The sequence below is a fragment of the Sanguibacter biliveldensis genome, assembly GCF_033798665.1.
In the GTDB taxonomy this organism is placed as follows: Bacteria; Actinomycetota; Actinomycetes; order Actinomycetales; family Cellulomonadaceae; genus Sanguibacter; species Sanguibacter inulinus.
The window spans coordinates 558,031-573,266 of sequence record NZ_CP138359.1 but is presented as its reverse complement, the minus strand read 5'-3'; the positions used below and the strand labels follow the sequence as shown (position 1 = coordinate 573,266).

General features: G+C 71.7%; 14 protein-coding genes and 1 riboswitch. Of the genes, 12 read left to right on the top strand and 2 right to left on the bottom strand.

All coding sequences use genetic code 11. The annotated features are described in order from the left end of the window. Positions 1–123: 123 nt before the first annotated feature. The 8 genes from SANBI_RS02510 (at position 124) to SANBI_RS02475 (ending at position 9,074) form a co-directional block, all read left to right on the top strand. Positions 124–1,818, top strand: a complete 1,695-nt coding sequence (locus SANBI_RS02510; RefSeq protein WP_319158616.1) for a glycoside hydrolase family 43 protein — start codon at positions 124–126, stop codon at positions 1,816–1,818. Positions 1,819–2,037: 219 nt separating this feature from the next. Next, entirely contained in the window at positions 2,038–2,415 is a 378-nt protein-coding gene (locus SANBI_RS02505) for a GNAT family N-acetyltransferase (RefSeq protein ID WP_319158614.1), read from the top strand. A gap of 295 nt (positions 2,416–2,710) precedes the next feature. Further along, on the top strand, positions 2,711–3,430 hold the full coding sequence (locus SANBI_RS02500) for a GNAT family N-acetyltransferase (RefSeq protein WP_408669731.1): 720 nt from the start codon (positions 2,711–2,713) through the stop codon (positions 3,428–3,430). 138 nt (positions 3,431–3,568) lie between these two features. Next, positions 3,569–5,635 carry a DUF6807 family protein gene (locus SANBI_RS02495; RefSeq protein ID WP_319158612.1) on the top strand — a complete coding sequence of 689 codons (2,067 nt, stop codon included), beginning with the start codon at positions 3,569–3,571 and terminating at the stop codon, positions 5,633–5,635. A 116-nt stretch (positions 5,636–5,751) separates the two neighbouring features. Next, a complete protein-coding gene (locus SANBI_RS02490) occupies positions 5,752–6,741 on the top strand; it encodes a DUF6807 domain-containing protein (RefSeq protein ID WP_319158610.1) in 990 nt (329 codons plus the stop codon). A gap of 2 nt (positions 6,742–6,743) precedes the next feature. Continuing rightward, positions 6,744–7,997 carry a Gfo/Idh/MocA family protein gene (locus tag SANBI_RS02485; protein ID WP_319158608.1) on the top strand — a complete coding sequence of 418 codons (1,254 nt, stop codon included), beginning with the start codon at positions 6,744–6,746 and terminating at the stop codon, positions 7,995–7,997. A 32-nt stretch (positions 7,998–8,029) separates the two neighbouring features. Then, positions 8,030–8,530, top strand: coding sequence for a cupredoxin domain-containing protein (locus tag SANBI_RS02480; RefSeq protein WP_319158606.1), 501 nt, complete (start codon positions 8,030–8,032; stop codon positions 8,528–8,530). Between the two features lie 156 nt (positions 8,531–8,686). Next, positions 8,687–8,749: riboswitch (guanidine-III (ykkC-III) riboswitch) on the top strand. A 10-nt stretch (positions 8,750–8,759) separates the two neighbouring features. Continuing rightward, a complete protein-coding gene (locus SANBI_RS02475; RefSeq protein WP_319158604.1) occupies positions 8,760–9,074 on the top strand; it encodes a DMT family transporter in 315 nt (104 codons plus the stop codon). A gap of 31 nt (positions 9,075–9,105) precedes the next feature. Here the strand turns inward: SANBI_RS02475 and SANBI_RS02470 are convergent, their stop codons facing one another. Continuing rightward, a complete protein-coding gene (locus SANBI_RS02470) occupies positions 9,106–9,831 on the bottom strand; it encodes a FadR/GntR family transcriptional regulator (protein ID WP_319158602.1) in 726 nt (241 codons plus the stop codon). 154 nt (positions 9,832–9,985) lie between these two features. On the opposite strand from SANBI_RS02470, the gene SANBI_RS02465 reads away from it, so the two are divergent. Beyond that, positions 9,986–10,780: an ATP-binding cassette domain-containing protein gene (locus tag SANBI_RS02465; protein WP_319158600.1), complete on the top strand. Its 795-nt coding sequence runs from the start codon at positions 9,986–9,988 to the stop codon at positions 10,778–10,780. 109 nt (positions 10,781–10,889) lie between these two features. Here SANBI_RS02465 and SANBI_RS02460 read toward each other — a convergent pair whose 3' ends face one another. Further along, the gene (locus SANBI_RS02460; RefSeq protein WP_319158598.1) at positions 10,890–11,633 is read right to left on the bottom strand and encodes a hypothetical protein; all 744 of its coding nucleotides are present in this window, start codon (positions 11,631–11,633) and stop codon (positions 10,890–10,892) included. Positions 11,634–11,884: 251 nt separating this feature from the next. Here SANBI_RS02460 and SANBI_RS02455 point away from each other — a divergent pair, with 251 nt between their 5' ends. The 3 genes from SANBI_RS02455 to SANBI_RS02445 are packed head-to-tail and all read left to right on the top strand — an operon-like array spanning position 11,885 to position 14,975. Next, positions 11,885–12,688 carry a (Fe-S)-binding protein gene (locus tag SANBI_RS02455; protein ID WP_319158596.1) on the top strand — a complete coding sequence of 268 codons (804 nt, stop codon included), beginning with the start codon at positions 11,885–11,887 and terminating at the stop codon, positions 12,686–12,688. Beyond that, entirely contained in the window at positions 12,685–14,316 is a 1,632-nt protein-coding gene (locus SANBI_RS02450; protein ID WP_319158594.1) for a LutB/LldF family L-lactate oxidation iron-sulfur protein, read from the top strand. Before SANBI_RS02455 ends, SANBI_RS02450 begins: the two co-directional genes overlap by 4 nt. Beyond that, entirely contained in the window at positions 14,313–14,975 is a 663-nt protein-coding gene (locus SANBI_RS02445) for a LutC/YkgG family protein (protein ID WP_319158592.1), read from the top strand. Before SANBI_RS02450 ends, SANBI_RS02445 begins: the two co-directional genes overlap by 4 nt. The last annotated feature ends 261 nt before the right edge of the window (positions 14,976–15,236 follow it).

The window sequence follows — 15,236 nt, the reverse complement described above, 5'->3', positions numbered from 1 at the left end:
CCCCACGACCAGAAACCGGTTGCTGACATGGACGCTACCATGCTGGGAACCGGTTTCCCATAGTCGTGCCGACATCGTGACCAGAGCCGGTCCAGACAGCCCGCCCGCGCCGAGGAGCCCGAGATGACCACCTGCACGAACCCCGTGCTCGACGCCGACTGGCCCGACCCCGACGTGGTCCGGGTCGGGCACGACTACTACCTCGTCGCCTCGAGCTTCAACCGCGCACCCGGCCTCCCGGTCCTGCACTCCCGTGACCTCGTGACGTGGGAGCACGTGACCAACGCTCTGCCCGCGCTCCCGCCCCTCGACCACTTCAGCCTGCCTCGGCACGGCGGCGGCGTGTGGGCACCCAGCCTGCGCCACCACGACGGGACGTTCTACCTCACCTACCCAGACCCCGACCACGGCATCTACGTGCTCACGGCTACCGATGCACGAGGACCGTGGAGCGCCCCGCACCTGCTGCTCCCTGGCCGCGGGATCATCGACCCGTGCCCGCTCTGGGACGACGACGGACGCACCTACCTGGTGCACGGCTGGGCCAAGAGCCGCAGCGGCGTGAAGAACCGCCTGACCCTCGTCGAGGTCGACGCAGGTCTGCGCTCGGTGGTCGGTCCGTCGAGCACGATCGTCGACGGCGACGTGATCCCCGGCTGCAGCACGCTCGAAGGTCCGAAGATGCACCGCCGCGACGGCTGGTACTGGATCTTCGCGCCCGGCGGCGGCGTCGCGACGGGGTGGCAGTACGCCTTCAGGTCGCGTGACGTCTGCGGTCCCTACGAGCACAGGATCGTCCTCGAGCAGGGCCCGAGCGACGTCAACGGACCGCACCAGGGCGCCTGGGTCGAAGCCGCCGACGGGACCGACTGGTTCGTGCACTTCCAGGACCGCGGACCGTACGGACGGGTCGTGCACCTGCAGCCGATGGTGTGGCAGGCGGACGGGTGGCCGCGCATCGGCGCGACGACCGACGACGAGGCCCACGCAGGGAACCCGGTGCGGACTCACACAGTGCCGGGGGGCGCGGCTTCTGCCGGCGGTGCCGAGGTGGCCGACCGTCCCGACCAGGCGCCGCTCGCTCCCTCGGCCACGCCTGGAGGCACGGGCCCGGCGGTCGAGCGCGCGGCCTCCGAGCCGTCCCGCGACGACGACTTCCGCGCGACCACGCTGGCACCGCGGTGGCACTGGCAGGCGAACCCGGCCGAGCACTGGGCCCGTCTCGACGGAGACGGCGTCGTCCGGCTGAGCATCGAACCCGTCGACCGCGGCTCCCTGCGCGAGGTCCCCGCGGTGCTCGGCCAACAGCTCCCCGGCACCCCGCACACGGCGACGACGAGCCTGCTGCTCGCGGTCGGCCTCCCCGGTGGTCCCGGAGTCTCCAGCACGCCGGACCACCGAGCAGGGCTGGTCGTCCTCGGGACTGCCTACGCCTGGATCGGCATCGAGGTCTCCGACGGTGTCACGCACCTCGTGTGCCGCGAGAGCGTCGACCCTGACGAGGCGGGCGACGCCGGCCCCGCAGAACGCGATATCCACGCGCCGGTCCTGCTCGACCATCACCTGGAGACCGACGCGTCCGTCGCCCTCGGCCTGCGGTCGTCGACGGCCGCTGACGGCGAGGTCACCTTCTCGTGGAGGCTCGGACAGGGACCGTGGCAGGAGGCAGAGCAGACCTTCACAGCCAGGGAGGGCCGCTGGATCGGCGCAGAGCTCGGCCTGTTCGCCTGCGGGCCGGTGGGGCCGCCTGCCCTCGACGCGTCAGGGTCGAGCGCACGAGCCACCTTCGGACCGTTCACGGTCACGCTCGCGCTCTGAGACCTCGGGCTCCCTCTCCTGAGAGACGATCGTTCTCGGAGCGGACGAGCGGGGGATCGCCGGGAGCGGCGACAGAACTCCTCACACCCCGCCGCTTCCTCGCCGGTCCGCGGGTCTGGGATCATGGCGCGCATGCCATCCTCTGCACCTCGACCTCAGTTCCACCTCAGGCCCACCTGCGCAGCCGACGTCCCTCATCTGTTCGCTGTCAGGACGGCCGTGCGCGAGAACCACATGACAGTCGAAGAGCTCGCGGCGGACGGAATCACTGCCGAGTCTCTGCCGGGCATGCTGCGTGGGTCCGGGCGAGGCTGGGTCGCTGAGCTGGAGGGACAGGTCGCCGGCTTCGTGATGGTCGACGCCGAGGAGGCAACGGTCTTCGCGTTGTTCGTCCGACCGGACGTCGAGGGCCAGGGCCTGGGACGTGCGTTGCTCGAGACGGCGGAGCGCTGGCTTGCCGAGCAGGGGGTCTCTGAGACCTGGCTCGTCACGGACCGCGATCGAGACGTCCGGGCGAACGGCTTCTACCGCCATCTCGGATGGCAGGACGACGGCGTCCAGGAGGACGGTCAGGTGCGGTTCGTCAAGAAGCACTGAGCCGCTCGATCGCGAGGCGATCGCCTCGGTCCAGGTCGCCGTCGAACTCCAGGGCGTCATCGCGCTCTGACCGGCAGGCAGCCGCGCCCGGCCACCCCAGTCGGGGCCGGGCCGGCGATGCTCTGGGTGGCGAGGCAGAACCCTCGGGCCACTGCCTTCTACGCGCGCAACGGCTTCGCCCTCGACGGAGCCGAGCAGGTAGACCCCCACGCGCCGTCGATCACCGACGCGCGCATGGTCCGGTAGACAACGACCCCGCTGACCTCGACGGCCGCCACCCTCGTAGCCTTGATCCATGAGCGCGCAGAACACCGACCTGCCCAGGACGAACGAGCACGGCCAGCCCATCGGTCCCCCGATGCCCGACTGGACCGCTCGACCGCGACCGGCCGCCGACCAGCTGCGCGGCCGGTACTACACGCTCGAGCGCCTGGACGTCGAGCGTCATGCCGACGTCCTCTACGCCGCGTACTCCGCAGCCTCTGACGACAGCGACTGGACCTACCTCCCGGTCGGACCGTTCGACTCACGCGAGCAGTACCGCGACTGGGCACGCCGGCAGGCCCAGACCGACGACCCGTGGCACTACGCGGTCGTCGACGACTCGACCGGGCGGGCCGTCGGCACCCTCGCACTCATGAGGCAGGACCCGAGCAACGGTGCGGTCGAGGTGGGATGGGTGGTCTTCTCCCGCGCCATGCAGCGCACGCCGCTGTCGACCGAGGCGCACTTCCTGCTCATGCGCTACGTCTTCGACGAGCTCGGCTACCGCCGCTACGAGTGGAAGTGCGACAGCCTCAACGCCCCCTCGCGCCGGGCCGCCGAGCGCCTGGGCTTCACCTACGAGGGCACGTTCCGCCAGGCCGTGGTCTACAACGGGCGCAGCCGCGACACGACGTGGCTCTCGGTCCTCGACCGTGACTGGCCGCAGGCCAAGGAGGGCTTCGAGGCCTGGCTCGCGCCCGAGAACTTCGACGCGGACGGGAACCAGCGGTCCGCGCTGCGCACCCGGTAGACCCGAGGTCGGCGCGGCCGCGGGGACCTCGGCGACGAGACGCGCGGCGCTGGGCCGGAGGACCTGAGGAACCGATTTCCCGTGGTGTACCTTCAAGACCCAGCCGGGGCGCAGCACGACGACGCAGGAGAACGAGCGATGGCCACAGCAGACGCGGGACCACGACGACGCTCGGGCGCTGCCACGATCGGCGACGTCGCCGACGCCGCAGGGGTCTCGAGGGCCACGGTCTCACGCGTGATGAACGGCCGGGCGACCGTGGCCGCCGACATCGCGCAGCGCGTCGAGGCCGCCGCGACCCGCCTGCGCTACAGGCCCAGCAACGTCGCGCGCTCGCTGTCCCTGGGCCGGACCAACACGATCGCCCTGATGGTCCCCGACCTCGGCAACCCGATGTTCCAGCAGATCCTCCGCGGGGTCACGAGCGCCGCCGCCCCCGAGGGCTACAGGGTGCTGGTCGCCGACACCGGCGAGTCCCCCGACGACGAGGCCGAGATCGCCCTCGAGGCCCGTCAGCGCTGCGACGCCCTCGTGCTCGTGTCGCCGCGGATGCCCGACGACGTCCTCGCCGAGCTGCTCCCTCAGGTCGGCCCCGCAGTCCTCGTGAACCGGACGGCCCCGCAGGGGCAGGCGCCGAGCGTGTCCGTCGACTACGTCCGCGGCATGCGCGCCGTCGTCGACCACCTCGTGTCCCTCGGCCACACACGGCTCGTCTACCTCTCCGGGCCGGCACGCTCGGCCTCCAACTCCTGGCGGCTCGCAGGGCTCACCGAGGCGCGCCTCGTGCACCCGGAGATCGACCTCACGATCCTCGAGTGCGGACCGACCGTCGGGGACGGGTACGCCGTCGTCGAGGAGGTCCTCGCCACGCGCGCGACGGCCGTGGTCGCCTTCAACGACCTCGTCGCCTTCGGGCTGCTGTCCAGGCTCAACGAGACCGGCGTGGCCGTGCCCGACGACATCTCGATCGTCGGCTGCGACGACATCGAGCTCGCCCGGTACGCGACGCCGTCGCTCACCACGCTCGCGATCCCGCAGGCCGAGCTCGGGCGGCACGCGTGGCACCGGCTCCAGGACGTCATCACCGGCGCGGCGACAGCAGCCGAGATCACCCGCTTCGAGCCGCGCCTCGAGGTGCGCGCGAGCACCGGACCGGTGCCGGCCAGACTGCCCGCCAGCGAGGGCGCTCTCGTCGACAGCCCGCCGGCCGAGGCGGGACCCAGGGCGCCAACCAGCACGACCCGGTCGACCGAGGACACCACAGCAGACCCCGCCGCCCGTCCAGCGGCAGGCACTGCGGGCAGCACGACCGACCGCGCCCCCGGCGGCACCCTCACGTGGCGCCTCGACGGCCAGGCCGTCGTGCTCCACAGCGGCGACATCGGCGACGTCGCGCTGGCCCGCTACACGACAGGCCAGGGTGTCCCCGCCGTCCACGCACCACGACCGCACCTGCACCCCGTGCGCACGCTCGCCGGCGCGCTCATGACCGAGACCAGCCCGGTCGACCACCGCCACCACTACGGCTTCTCGGTCGCCATCCCCGACGTCAACGGCACGAGCTTCTGGGGAGGGCGGACCTTCGTCAGGGACGTCGGGCCGACACTCCTGGCCAACCACGGCCAGCAGGTGTCGACAGCGACGACGCTCGCCGAGACACCCGGACCCACTCTCGACGACACCGTCGCCTGGCTCGACCAGCACGGCGATCCCCTGCTGACCGAGCGACGGACCCTGCGCGGCTCGCTCCAGGCGGACCTCGAGGGCTGGGCGCTGCGCTGGACGAGCGACCTCGTCGCCGACCACGGCGACCTCACCATCACGAGCCCCGGGGCCGCCGGACGCCCGGGAGCCGGGTACGGCGGGCTCTTCTGGCGTCTCTCCACGGCCGACGAGACGCACGTGCTGAGCCACGACGGCGAGGGCGAGGGGGCGGCGCACGGGTCCAGGTCGCCGTGGCTCGCGCTCACGCAGCGGCGCGGCGAGCGCTGGACGACGCTCCTGCTCGCCCAGCCCGGCGACCCGTCGCCGTGGTTCGTGCGGGCAGCGACCTTCCCCGGGGCCGGTCCGGCCCTCGCATGGGACACGGCCCTCACGGTCGAGTCCGGCCAGTCGCTGCGCCTCGACCTCGTCGGGCTCATGCTCGACAGGCGCATCCGCCCCGACGAGGGCGACCAGCTCGCGGAGCGCGCGCTCTCCCTCTGACCGGGCCCGACAGCGCAGCACGGCCCTCGGGCCTGCCTTCCGTCACCCTTCTGAGAAACCGGTTTCTGGGATACGCTTGCCGCGTCGTCATCACCACGCAACGGAGCGAGGCACCCATGAGTCCCACGATCGAGCCCGGCGGTACCGTCGCCACAGCCAGCCCTGGCAGCACCAGCAGCACGGCCGCCACCGCGACCGCCGCCACCGCCGCGGGGACCTGGCGCCCGGCGGGCGGCGCGACCACCCTGACGCTCGACGGAGCAGAGCTCGCGCGCTACGACCACGGCTCGACAGTCGACAGGGTGCACTCCCCCCGCCCCTTCCTGCACCCGGTCCGGACCCTCGGCGGCACAGTGCTCACCGACCTCGCACCCGCAGACCACCTGCACCACCTCGGGCTCTCGGCAGCGCTGCCCGACGTCGACGGCACCTCGTTCTGGGGCGGTCGCACCTATGTGCGCGACCAGGGATCGACGCTCCTCGACAACCACGGACGCCAGCGCGTCACCGAGACCCGCATCCCCTCGACCGACGACGAGCGCGAGCGTGCCGGTGCCGACGTCGTCCAGCTGCTCACCTGGGACGACGAGGACGACGCACCCGTCCTGCACGAGGTCAGGACGCTCACGGCGCGCACCCTCGGCGACGCGTGGACGCTCCGCTGGACCAGCACGCTGCGCGCCGACGTCCGCGAACTGAGCCTCGGCAGCCCCGCGACCAACGGACGCCCCGGCGCTGGGTACGGCGGTCTGTTCTGGCGCCTGGGCGACGCAGACGTCACCGTCGTGCTCTCCGAGGACGGCACCGGCGAGGAGGTCGCCCACGGCTCGACGTCGCGCTGGGTGGCCTTCGTGCAGAGCACCGGGGCGGTCACCACGACCCTCGTGCTCGTCCAGCCGGACGCCCAGCGCCGACCGTGGTTCCTGCGCGCCTCCGAGTACGACGGAGCAGGCCCGGCCGCGGCCTGGTCGGAGCGCGTGAGCGTGCCACGCGGCCGTCAGCTGACGCTCGAGCTCGTCGCCGTCCTGGTCGACGGTCCCGTCGAGGCCCACGCCGTCGCCGAGCTCGTCGCCCGCGCAGACCAGGCCCTCGCGGGAGGATGCTGACCATGAGCACCGCGACCCCCCGGGCTGGCACGACCGGTACGACGGCCGACGCGGAGGTCACACATGCCCTGGCAGCGACCAGTGCCGCTGCCGTCGCCGCCGATACCGACACCCCCGTCGTCCACACCGTCACCCTCGTCGGCCCGCGGGGCTTCGGTGCCACGTACAGGGCGCGCATCGCAGCCCTCACAGCGCAGGGCCGTGTGCGGCTCGGCGCCGTGGTCTCCCCCGACGATCCCGCAGGCCTCGACGACCTCCCCGACGGCACACCCTGGTTCCGCACCCTCGAGGAGAACCTCGCGAGCGAGGACCCGGCCATCCGCCCCGACGTCGTGATCGTCTCCACCCCGATCCACACGCATCTGCCCATCACCGAGGTGGCGCTGCGGGCCGGCTGCGACGTCATGCTCGAGAAGCCCCCGGTCCCGTCGGCCGCCGACCAGGCCAGGCTCCTCAGGCTGGTCGAGGAGACCGGGCGGCTGTGCCAGGTCGGGTTCCAGACCTTCGGCTCGACAGCCGTCGCCGAGGTCGAGCGGGTCGTCACCTCGGGCGAGATCGGCGAGGTCGTCAGCGTCGGGACCGTCGGCACGTGGACCCGCCCCGCGAGCTACTGGGCACGCGCCCCGTGGGCCGGACGACGCGTCCTGGACGGCGTCGAGGTGGTCGACGGCGTCGTCACCAACCCGCTCGCGCACGCCGTCGCGACAGCACTACGGGTCGGCGGTGTCCGTCGCGCCGAGGACGTCGCGGAGGTCGAGGTCGACCTCTTCCATGCCAACCCGATCGAGGCCGACGACACCTCCTCGGTCCGCGTGCTCGCGACGAGCGGCGTGACCTTCGGCTTCGGGCTGAGCCTGTGCGCCCCCGTCCGCACGCCGTCGCGCATCACGGTCTACGGGACCCTCGGTCGGGTGGTGCTCTACTACGAGACCGACCGCGTCGAGGTGCAGCTGCCCGAGGGCGTGCGGTTCGTCCAGGGTGGCCGCATGCCGTTGCTCGACGACCTCCTGGACGTCCGCGAGCGCCGTGCCGAGCGCGAGCTGCTGTGCTCCCTCGACGCGACGGGCGCCTTCACGCAGGTCGTCGAGGCGGTCCGCTCGGCTCCCGCGCCGCGACGGGTCCCGGAGGACCTGGTCCGCTGGGTCGGCGAGGGCGGCGACAGACGCCCCGTCGTCAAGGAGGTCGAGGAGTGGTGCGAGCGGGTGGCAGCCCGGTCTCAGACCTTCGCGGCGGCCGGAGCCCCCTGGGCCGTCTGACAGCCCGTCGTGCACCGCCGTACAGTAGAGCCGTGTTCCACCGCGATATCCGCCACTCGACCCGTCTGAACCCTGCGAACCGCCTCTGCCGGCACACCCGGCCACGCCGCGTGACCGTGCCGCGCGCCTCGCACCCCCGCCACGTGACTGCCGTCGGCCGCGTCGCCGTCTGCGCGACGGTCTTCGCCGTCGCCGCCCTCGGAGGCTGCTCGACGGACCCCGAACCTGCTGGCGGCACGACAGTCGCCGCCGACGGGACCATGACGGTCTCGGTCGTCATGAAGGACATGCGCTTCGAGCCCTCGGTGATCGAGGTCGAGCCGGGCACGCACGTGATCCTCGAGACCACGAACGCCGACTCCATGCCGCACGACCTCGTCTTCGAGAACGACCTGTCGACCGAGCTGCTGGCGCGCGACTCGTCCGCGACCCTCGACCTCGGCGTCGTCGACGAAGACCTCGACGGCTGGTGCAGCGTGAGCGGCCACCGGGCGGCGGGGATGACCCTGACGATCGAGGTCACGGGCGCCTGAGGCCCCCGCGTCACTGCGCCTGAGGCCCGCGCAGCGCCGCGCCTGATACGCCGCAGCACCGCACCCCTTGCCGCCTGACCCCGAAGTGGTACGCTCGTACCAGATCAGACGCACCGAGGGCTGTTGCCGCGACACGCACGCCATGGTTTCCTGATCTCATCGCCACAAGGCACCCCGGACGAGGTGCGCCGTACCCGGTCAGCGACAAGACGGCGCGTGGAGGTCTCTCATGGCGTGGATCGTTCTTGTCGTCTCTGGTGTCTTCGAAGCCGTCTGGGCCACAGCCCTCGGCCGCAGCGACGGGCTCAGCAGACTTGCACCGACTGTCGTGTTCGGCGTCGGGCTCGTGATCAGCATGGCCGGGCTCGCGTACGCGATGCGCGAGCTCCCCACAGGCACCGCCTACGCGGTGTGGGTCGGGATCGGTGCCGTCGGCACCGTGACCTACGCGATGGTCACAGGCGCGGAGCCCGCATCCCTGGTCCGCATCCTGCTGCTGCTCGGCATCGTCGCGTGCGTGGTCGGGCTCAAGGTCGTGCACTGACGCCTGACCGGCGTCCAGGTCTGCCGCTCCCTCAGGCGCGCGGACCCTCCGCTCCCCCGGGCCCACGGCGCTCGAGGCCCGTGTCCCTGTAGAACCCGTCGATGTGCGCCGCGACGGCGCTGCCCGCCTCGCTCGCTGCGCCGTCACGGACCGCACGGAGCACCTCGCGGTGCTCTGCGCGCAGGCGCTCGGCTGTCGCCTGCCAGTCGTCGAGCCGTCGCGTCCCCTCCGTCACGTAGGCACCGATCGCCCCGCGGAGCCCGAGCATGACCGCCTCGACCAGCACGTTGCCCGAGGCGGCTGCGAGCGCGACGTGGAAGGCCGTGTCGAGCTCGAGGAACTCCTCGAGGCCGACCCCCGGTGCGTCCATCTGGTCGAGCAGCGCCTCGGCCTGGTCGAAGGACGGGGCCGGGGTGCGTCGCGCCGCGGCGCCGACGGCCCACGTCTCGAGCAGCACGCGGAGCTCGACGACGTCCTGGACGGGCAGCGCCCCCGAGGCGAGATGCAGGCGCACCGCAGACCCGAGGCCTGCGGCCGGGTGGTCGACGACTGTCGCCCCCGAGTCCGGCCCTGACCCGACGGCCGTCCGCACGATGCCCATCGCCTCGAGGACCCGCAGCGCCTCGCGCACCGACGGCCTGGACACCTCGAGCTCTTCGGCCAGCGCGCGCTCGCCCGGGAGCCGCTCGCCGACGGCCCACCGCCCGGCGGCGAGGTCGGCCTCGATGCGGGCCAGCACGCGCTCGTGTGTTCTCACCCGGTCAGCGTAGGGCGCATAAGGTGGGAACGTTGTGCGTGCCCCGTCCGTCGAACAGGTGGTGGGGGGGCGTGCGCAGCCGCCTGACGTCGACGTCGGCGGTCCCGCGCCCACGCACGAGGTCTTGACAGGGGTCCGCCCCGGACGGAGAACGATGAGCAACCAGAAGAGCGTCCTGACCGCGACGAACCTGTCGGCCGGCTACGGGGGGACGCCGGTGATCCGCGACGTCAGCCTCACGCTGACCGGCGGCGGTACCCCGATCGGGGTCATCGGGCAGTCCGGGGTCGGCAAGACGACACTCATCCACGCTCTGGTCGGCGTCCTCAAGCCCAGCGGCGGCCGCGTGACCTTCAACGACCGCACCGTGAGCAAGCTCGCCCTCGGTGCGAAGAAGAACTTCGGGGTGTCGGTCCGCCGCGTCCAGCAGAACGGTTTCACAGGGCTCGACTCGCGCCTGACCGTGCGCAAGGCGCTCGAGGCGGACCTCTCCAAGGCCCGCAAGGCGGGCCGCGACACCGGCGCCTCGGTCGAGGACGCACTGAGCACGGTCCTGCTCGAGAACCGCTACGAGTCCCGCACCATCGGGACACTGTCCGGCGGGGAGAAGCAGCGTCTCGCGCTCGCCTCGGCCCTCGCGACACGGCCCGACATCCTCATCCTCGACGAGCCGACGACGGCCCTCGACCACACCCTGCGCCTCGAGCTCGGCCGGCGCATCTCCGAGATCGTCGCCGAGCGCAAGATCGGTCTGCTGCTCGTCTCGCACGACCTCGAGATGATCGCCCGGATCTGCTCGACCGTGCACGTGCTCTCGGACGGGACCTTCGTCGAGTCGGGCACGCCCGAGCAGCTGTTCAACAACCCGCACCACCCGGTCACCCGGGAGATCGCCATCGCGATGCCCAAGGCCTCGGGGATGCCCGAAGAGCTCCGCCAGCCGCGCTGACACTCTCGGCCGCTGACGGTCTCGGGCGGCTGCCGGGCTCAGGCGGCTGACGGGCTCCGGCCGTGCGGGCGACGAGCGCTGCGAGGTGTGCGCCCGCACGGACCGTCGGTCAGCGGACCGCGGCCTCGCCCCTCCCGACGGCGTCAGCCACCCCGACGCTCTCGACAGACCCGGCGGGAGCGCCAGCCTCGGCGCACGACCCGTCCGAGACGGCTGCCGCCGAGCCCCCGGCAGCACCAGGCTCGTCGCCGCCCTCGGCGACCGCGACGGCAGGCTCCTGCTTGAAGATCAGCTTGAAGATCGGGAAGAACACCCAGAAGGACACGCAGGCGTTGATGAGCATGGTCGCGACGTCGGCGAGCGCCTCACCGCTCGCGCCGAGACCCCAGGTCTCCATGAAGAGCGTGTAGACGGGCTCCTTGTAGAACGCCTGGAGGACCGCCGCACCGAAGGAGATCACCACGTAGGCGACGGTGTACCAGAACGCCGCCCACCACACGTTCGAGGTCGACTTGAAGGTGATGCTGCGCTGCAGGAAGAAGTTGATCACCTGCGCGACGAGCAGCGTGATCTGCACGGCGAGGAAGTACGCGAGCCCTCCGCCGCCGAGCGGCAGGGCCCCTGCGGCGTAGTCGAAGACGTAGAAGGGCGTGCCGCCCGAGGCGTCACCGACCTGGAAGACCTGGAAGGCCGTGTCGACGAGCGAGGTCCTGCCGAAGGCCCACTTGATGGCGGGCATGAGGATCAGCTGCAGCACAGTCATCCCGGTGCTCAGCAACGAGAACATGACCAGCTGGGCAAGGCCAGGCCGTCTGTCGGCGAAGCGGTTCCACACTGCACGGATCGTCGTCATCTCAGCTCCTCTGCTGTGCCCGCCGCGGTGCCGTAGGTGCTCGCGGTGGCGCGCTCGTCGACGCCTGTCGTCGACCCGGGCCGGGCGCGCCTCGACGATCTGACATCGTCCGGGCTCCGCGGTGAGCCGCAGGTGCACAACCTGTCGCCCTGTCCGCACACTCTGTCGAGTGGAAAGCGTTTCCCTGTGGTCTGACCACATGCGTTATGGTGGACAGCAGTCAGATCCCGGCCCCCACCCCAAGGATCACCGTGCGCATCGCCCTCGCCGCCACCTGCATCGCCGACGCGATGTTCCCGCAGGCCCCTCAGGCCACAGTCACCCTCCTCGAGCGCCTCGGCCACGAGGTGGTGTTCCCGCCGACGCAGACCTGCTGCGGGCAGATGCACGTCAACACCGGCTACTACGCCGACGCGCTCCCGGTGATCAAGAACCACGTCGAGACCTTCGCCCCCGTCCTCGACGCCGAGTGGGACGCCGTCGTCGTCCCGTCGGGCTCGTGCACAGGGTCGATCCGGCACCAGCAGGCGATGGTCTGCCGCCGCGCCGGCCAGGACGCCCTCGCCGCCACGGCTGACGCCGTCGCCGCGAAGACCTACGAGCTCTCCGAGCTGCTCGTCGACGTCCTGGGCGTCACCGACGTCGGAGCGCACTTCCCGCACCGGGTCACCTACCACCCGACGTGCCACTCGCTGCGCATGCTGCACGTCGGCGACAAGCCGCTGCAGCTGCTGCGCGCCGTCGACGGCATCGACCTGGTCGAGCTGCCCGAGGCCGAGTCCTGCTGCGGCTTCGGCGGCACCTTCGCGATCAAGAACTCCGAGACGTCGACAGCCATGCTGAGCGACAAGATGACCCACGTGAAGTCGACAGGCGCCGAGGTGCTCACCGCGGGCGACTACTCCTGCCTCATGCACATCGGCGGTGGTCTCACCCGCACGCGGGCCGGCGTGCGGACCATGCACCTCGCCGAGATCCTCGCGAGCACGCAGGCCGAACCCACCCGACCACCCTCTGCAGCAGGTGCCGCACCCGTCGAGGTGAGCACCCGATGAGCACCTTCCTCGGCCTGCCGACGCTGCGCTCTCGACGCTCCCACGGGGTCGGTGGCGACACGGGCACGGGCGCCACCGAGCCCCTCGCCCCGGCGATCGCCGGAGACGAGGTCCCGCACCCCGACGAGCCGCTGCGCTGGGGCGACACCTTCCCCGAGGCCGCCCGCAAGGCCCTGGGCAACACCCAGCTGCGCCGCAACCTCGCGCACGCCACGTCGACCATCCGCGCCAAGCGCGCCGCCGTCGTCGGGGAGGTCCCGGACTGGGAGGCTCTGCGCACAGCCGGCTCCGACATCAAGGTCGACGTCATGGCCCGCCTGCCCGAGCTCCTCGAGGAGCTCGAGCGCAACATCACCGCGCGGGGCGGCACGGTCCACTGGGCCCGCGACGCCGCAGAGGCCAACCGGATCGTCGCCGACCTCGTCAAGGCCACGGGCGAGACCGAGGTGGTCAAGGTCAAGTCGATGGCCACCCAGGAGATCGGCCTCAACGAGGCCCTCGCCGAAGAGGGCATCGCGGCCTTCGAGACCGACCTCGCCGAGCTCATCGTCCAGCTCGCCGACGACATGCCCTCGCACATCCTCGTCCCCGCCATCCACCGCAACCGCTCCGAGATCCGCGAGATCTTCCTCAACCGCATGGAGTCGACGCCCGACGGCATGACCGACGCACCGCGCGAGCTCGCGATGGCCGCCCGCGCGCACCTGCGCCGCAAGTTCCTCTCCGCGAAGGTCGCGATCAGCGGCGCGAACTTCGCCGTCGCGGACACCGGGACCCTCGCCGTCGTCGAGTCCGAGGGCAACGGCCGCATGTGCCTCACGCTGCCCGAGACCCTCATCACGGTCATGGGGATCGAGAAGCTCGTGCCGACGTACACCGACCTCGAGGTGTTCATGCAGCTGCTCCCGAGGTCGTCGACCGGCGAGCGGATGAACCCCTACACGAGCCTGTGGACAGGCGTCACCCCGGGAGACGGGCCGCAGGACTTCCACCTCGTGCTGCTCGACAACGGGCGCACCAGGGCACTGTCCGACGACGTCGGCCGCGCGGCTCTTAAATGCATCCGCTGCTCGGCCTGCCTCAACGTCTGCCCCGTGTACGAGCGTGTGGGCGGGCACGCCTACGGCTCGGTGTACCCAGGGCCCATCGGCGCGATCCTCACCCCGCAGCTCACGGGGACCACAGGGCACTCCGACCCCAACAGCACGCTGCCCTTCGCCTCGACGCTCTGCGGCGCCTGCTACGAGGTGTGCCCTGTGAAGATCGACATCCCGTCGCTGCTGGTCCACCTGCGCGCACGCACCGTCGAGGAGGACAAGGCCCGGCACCGCCCGACGGCCTGGGGTGCGGCGATGAAGGCCGCGTCGTACGTCATGTCCGACGCGGACCGGTTCGCCAAGGCCGAGAAGGGCACCGCCGTGCTGCGGGTCATGGCGGGCAAGAAGGGACGCATCTCGACGTTGCCCTACCCGGGGTCGCTCTGGACCGGGGCACGAGACCTGCCCGCCCCGCCGAAGGAGACCTTCCGGCAGTGGTGGGCCCGGACGCACCCGGAGGACGAGAGCGAGCCAAGACCGGCCGGACCGGCGAGCGGGACGAGCAGCACGACGGGAGGCGACGTCGCATGAGCGCACGCGAGGAGATCATGGGGCGGGTGCGCAGCGCCCTCTCCGACGTCACCGCCTCAGGCGGCCCTGTGACCACCGTCGAGAGGGAGTACCGGACGAGCGGATCGCTGGCCGTCGGTTCTGACGAGGCTGTCGAGATGCTCGTCGACCGTCTGGTCGACTACAGGGCGACCGTGCACCACGCTGTCGACGACGCCGCGGTCGCGCGGGTGGTCGCCGAGATCGTCCACGGGCTGCCGAGCGCCAGCAGCATCGTCGTCCCCTCAGGTATCGACAGGTCGTGGCTCGCCGCCCTGCCGACGACAGTCTCCGTCCTCGACGACTCTCGCGAGCACCCGATGACCGCCCTCGAGCTCGACGAGGTCGACGCCGTCGTCACCGCCTCGAGAGTGTCGGTCGCCGACACCGGCACCATCGTCCTCGACGGCGAGCCCGACCAGGGCCGCCGAGCCGTCACCCTCGTCCCCGACGTCCACGTGTGCGTCGTGCGCCGCGACCAGGTCGTCGAGACTGTGCCTGAGGGTGTCGCGATCCTCGCCGAGCACCCCGACCGCCCGCAGACCTGGATCTCCGGCCCGAGCGCCACGAGCGACATCGAGCTCTCCCGCGTCGAGGGCGTCCACGGCCCCCGGACGCTGCACGTGGTCATCGCGGGCTGAGCAGCCGCACCCGGCGTGCCCGGGCTACAGCTCACTGCCGATGGTGTCGCCCGGGAGGCTGGCGAGGAACGGTCCCCACCGGCGGCGCGCACCCCGAAAAGAGCAGGGTTCACCATGATCCGGCTTCTCTGCCGGGTCACGAGCCTCAGGGGAAGAGTGCCATCAGACCACCCCCGATCCACAGGCACACTTTTCGCCCTGCCCAAATGAGAAGGTCTTCGATTTTCATCCTTCAGACGCCGGGCGCCACTCTACGTTCGA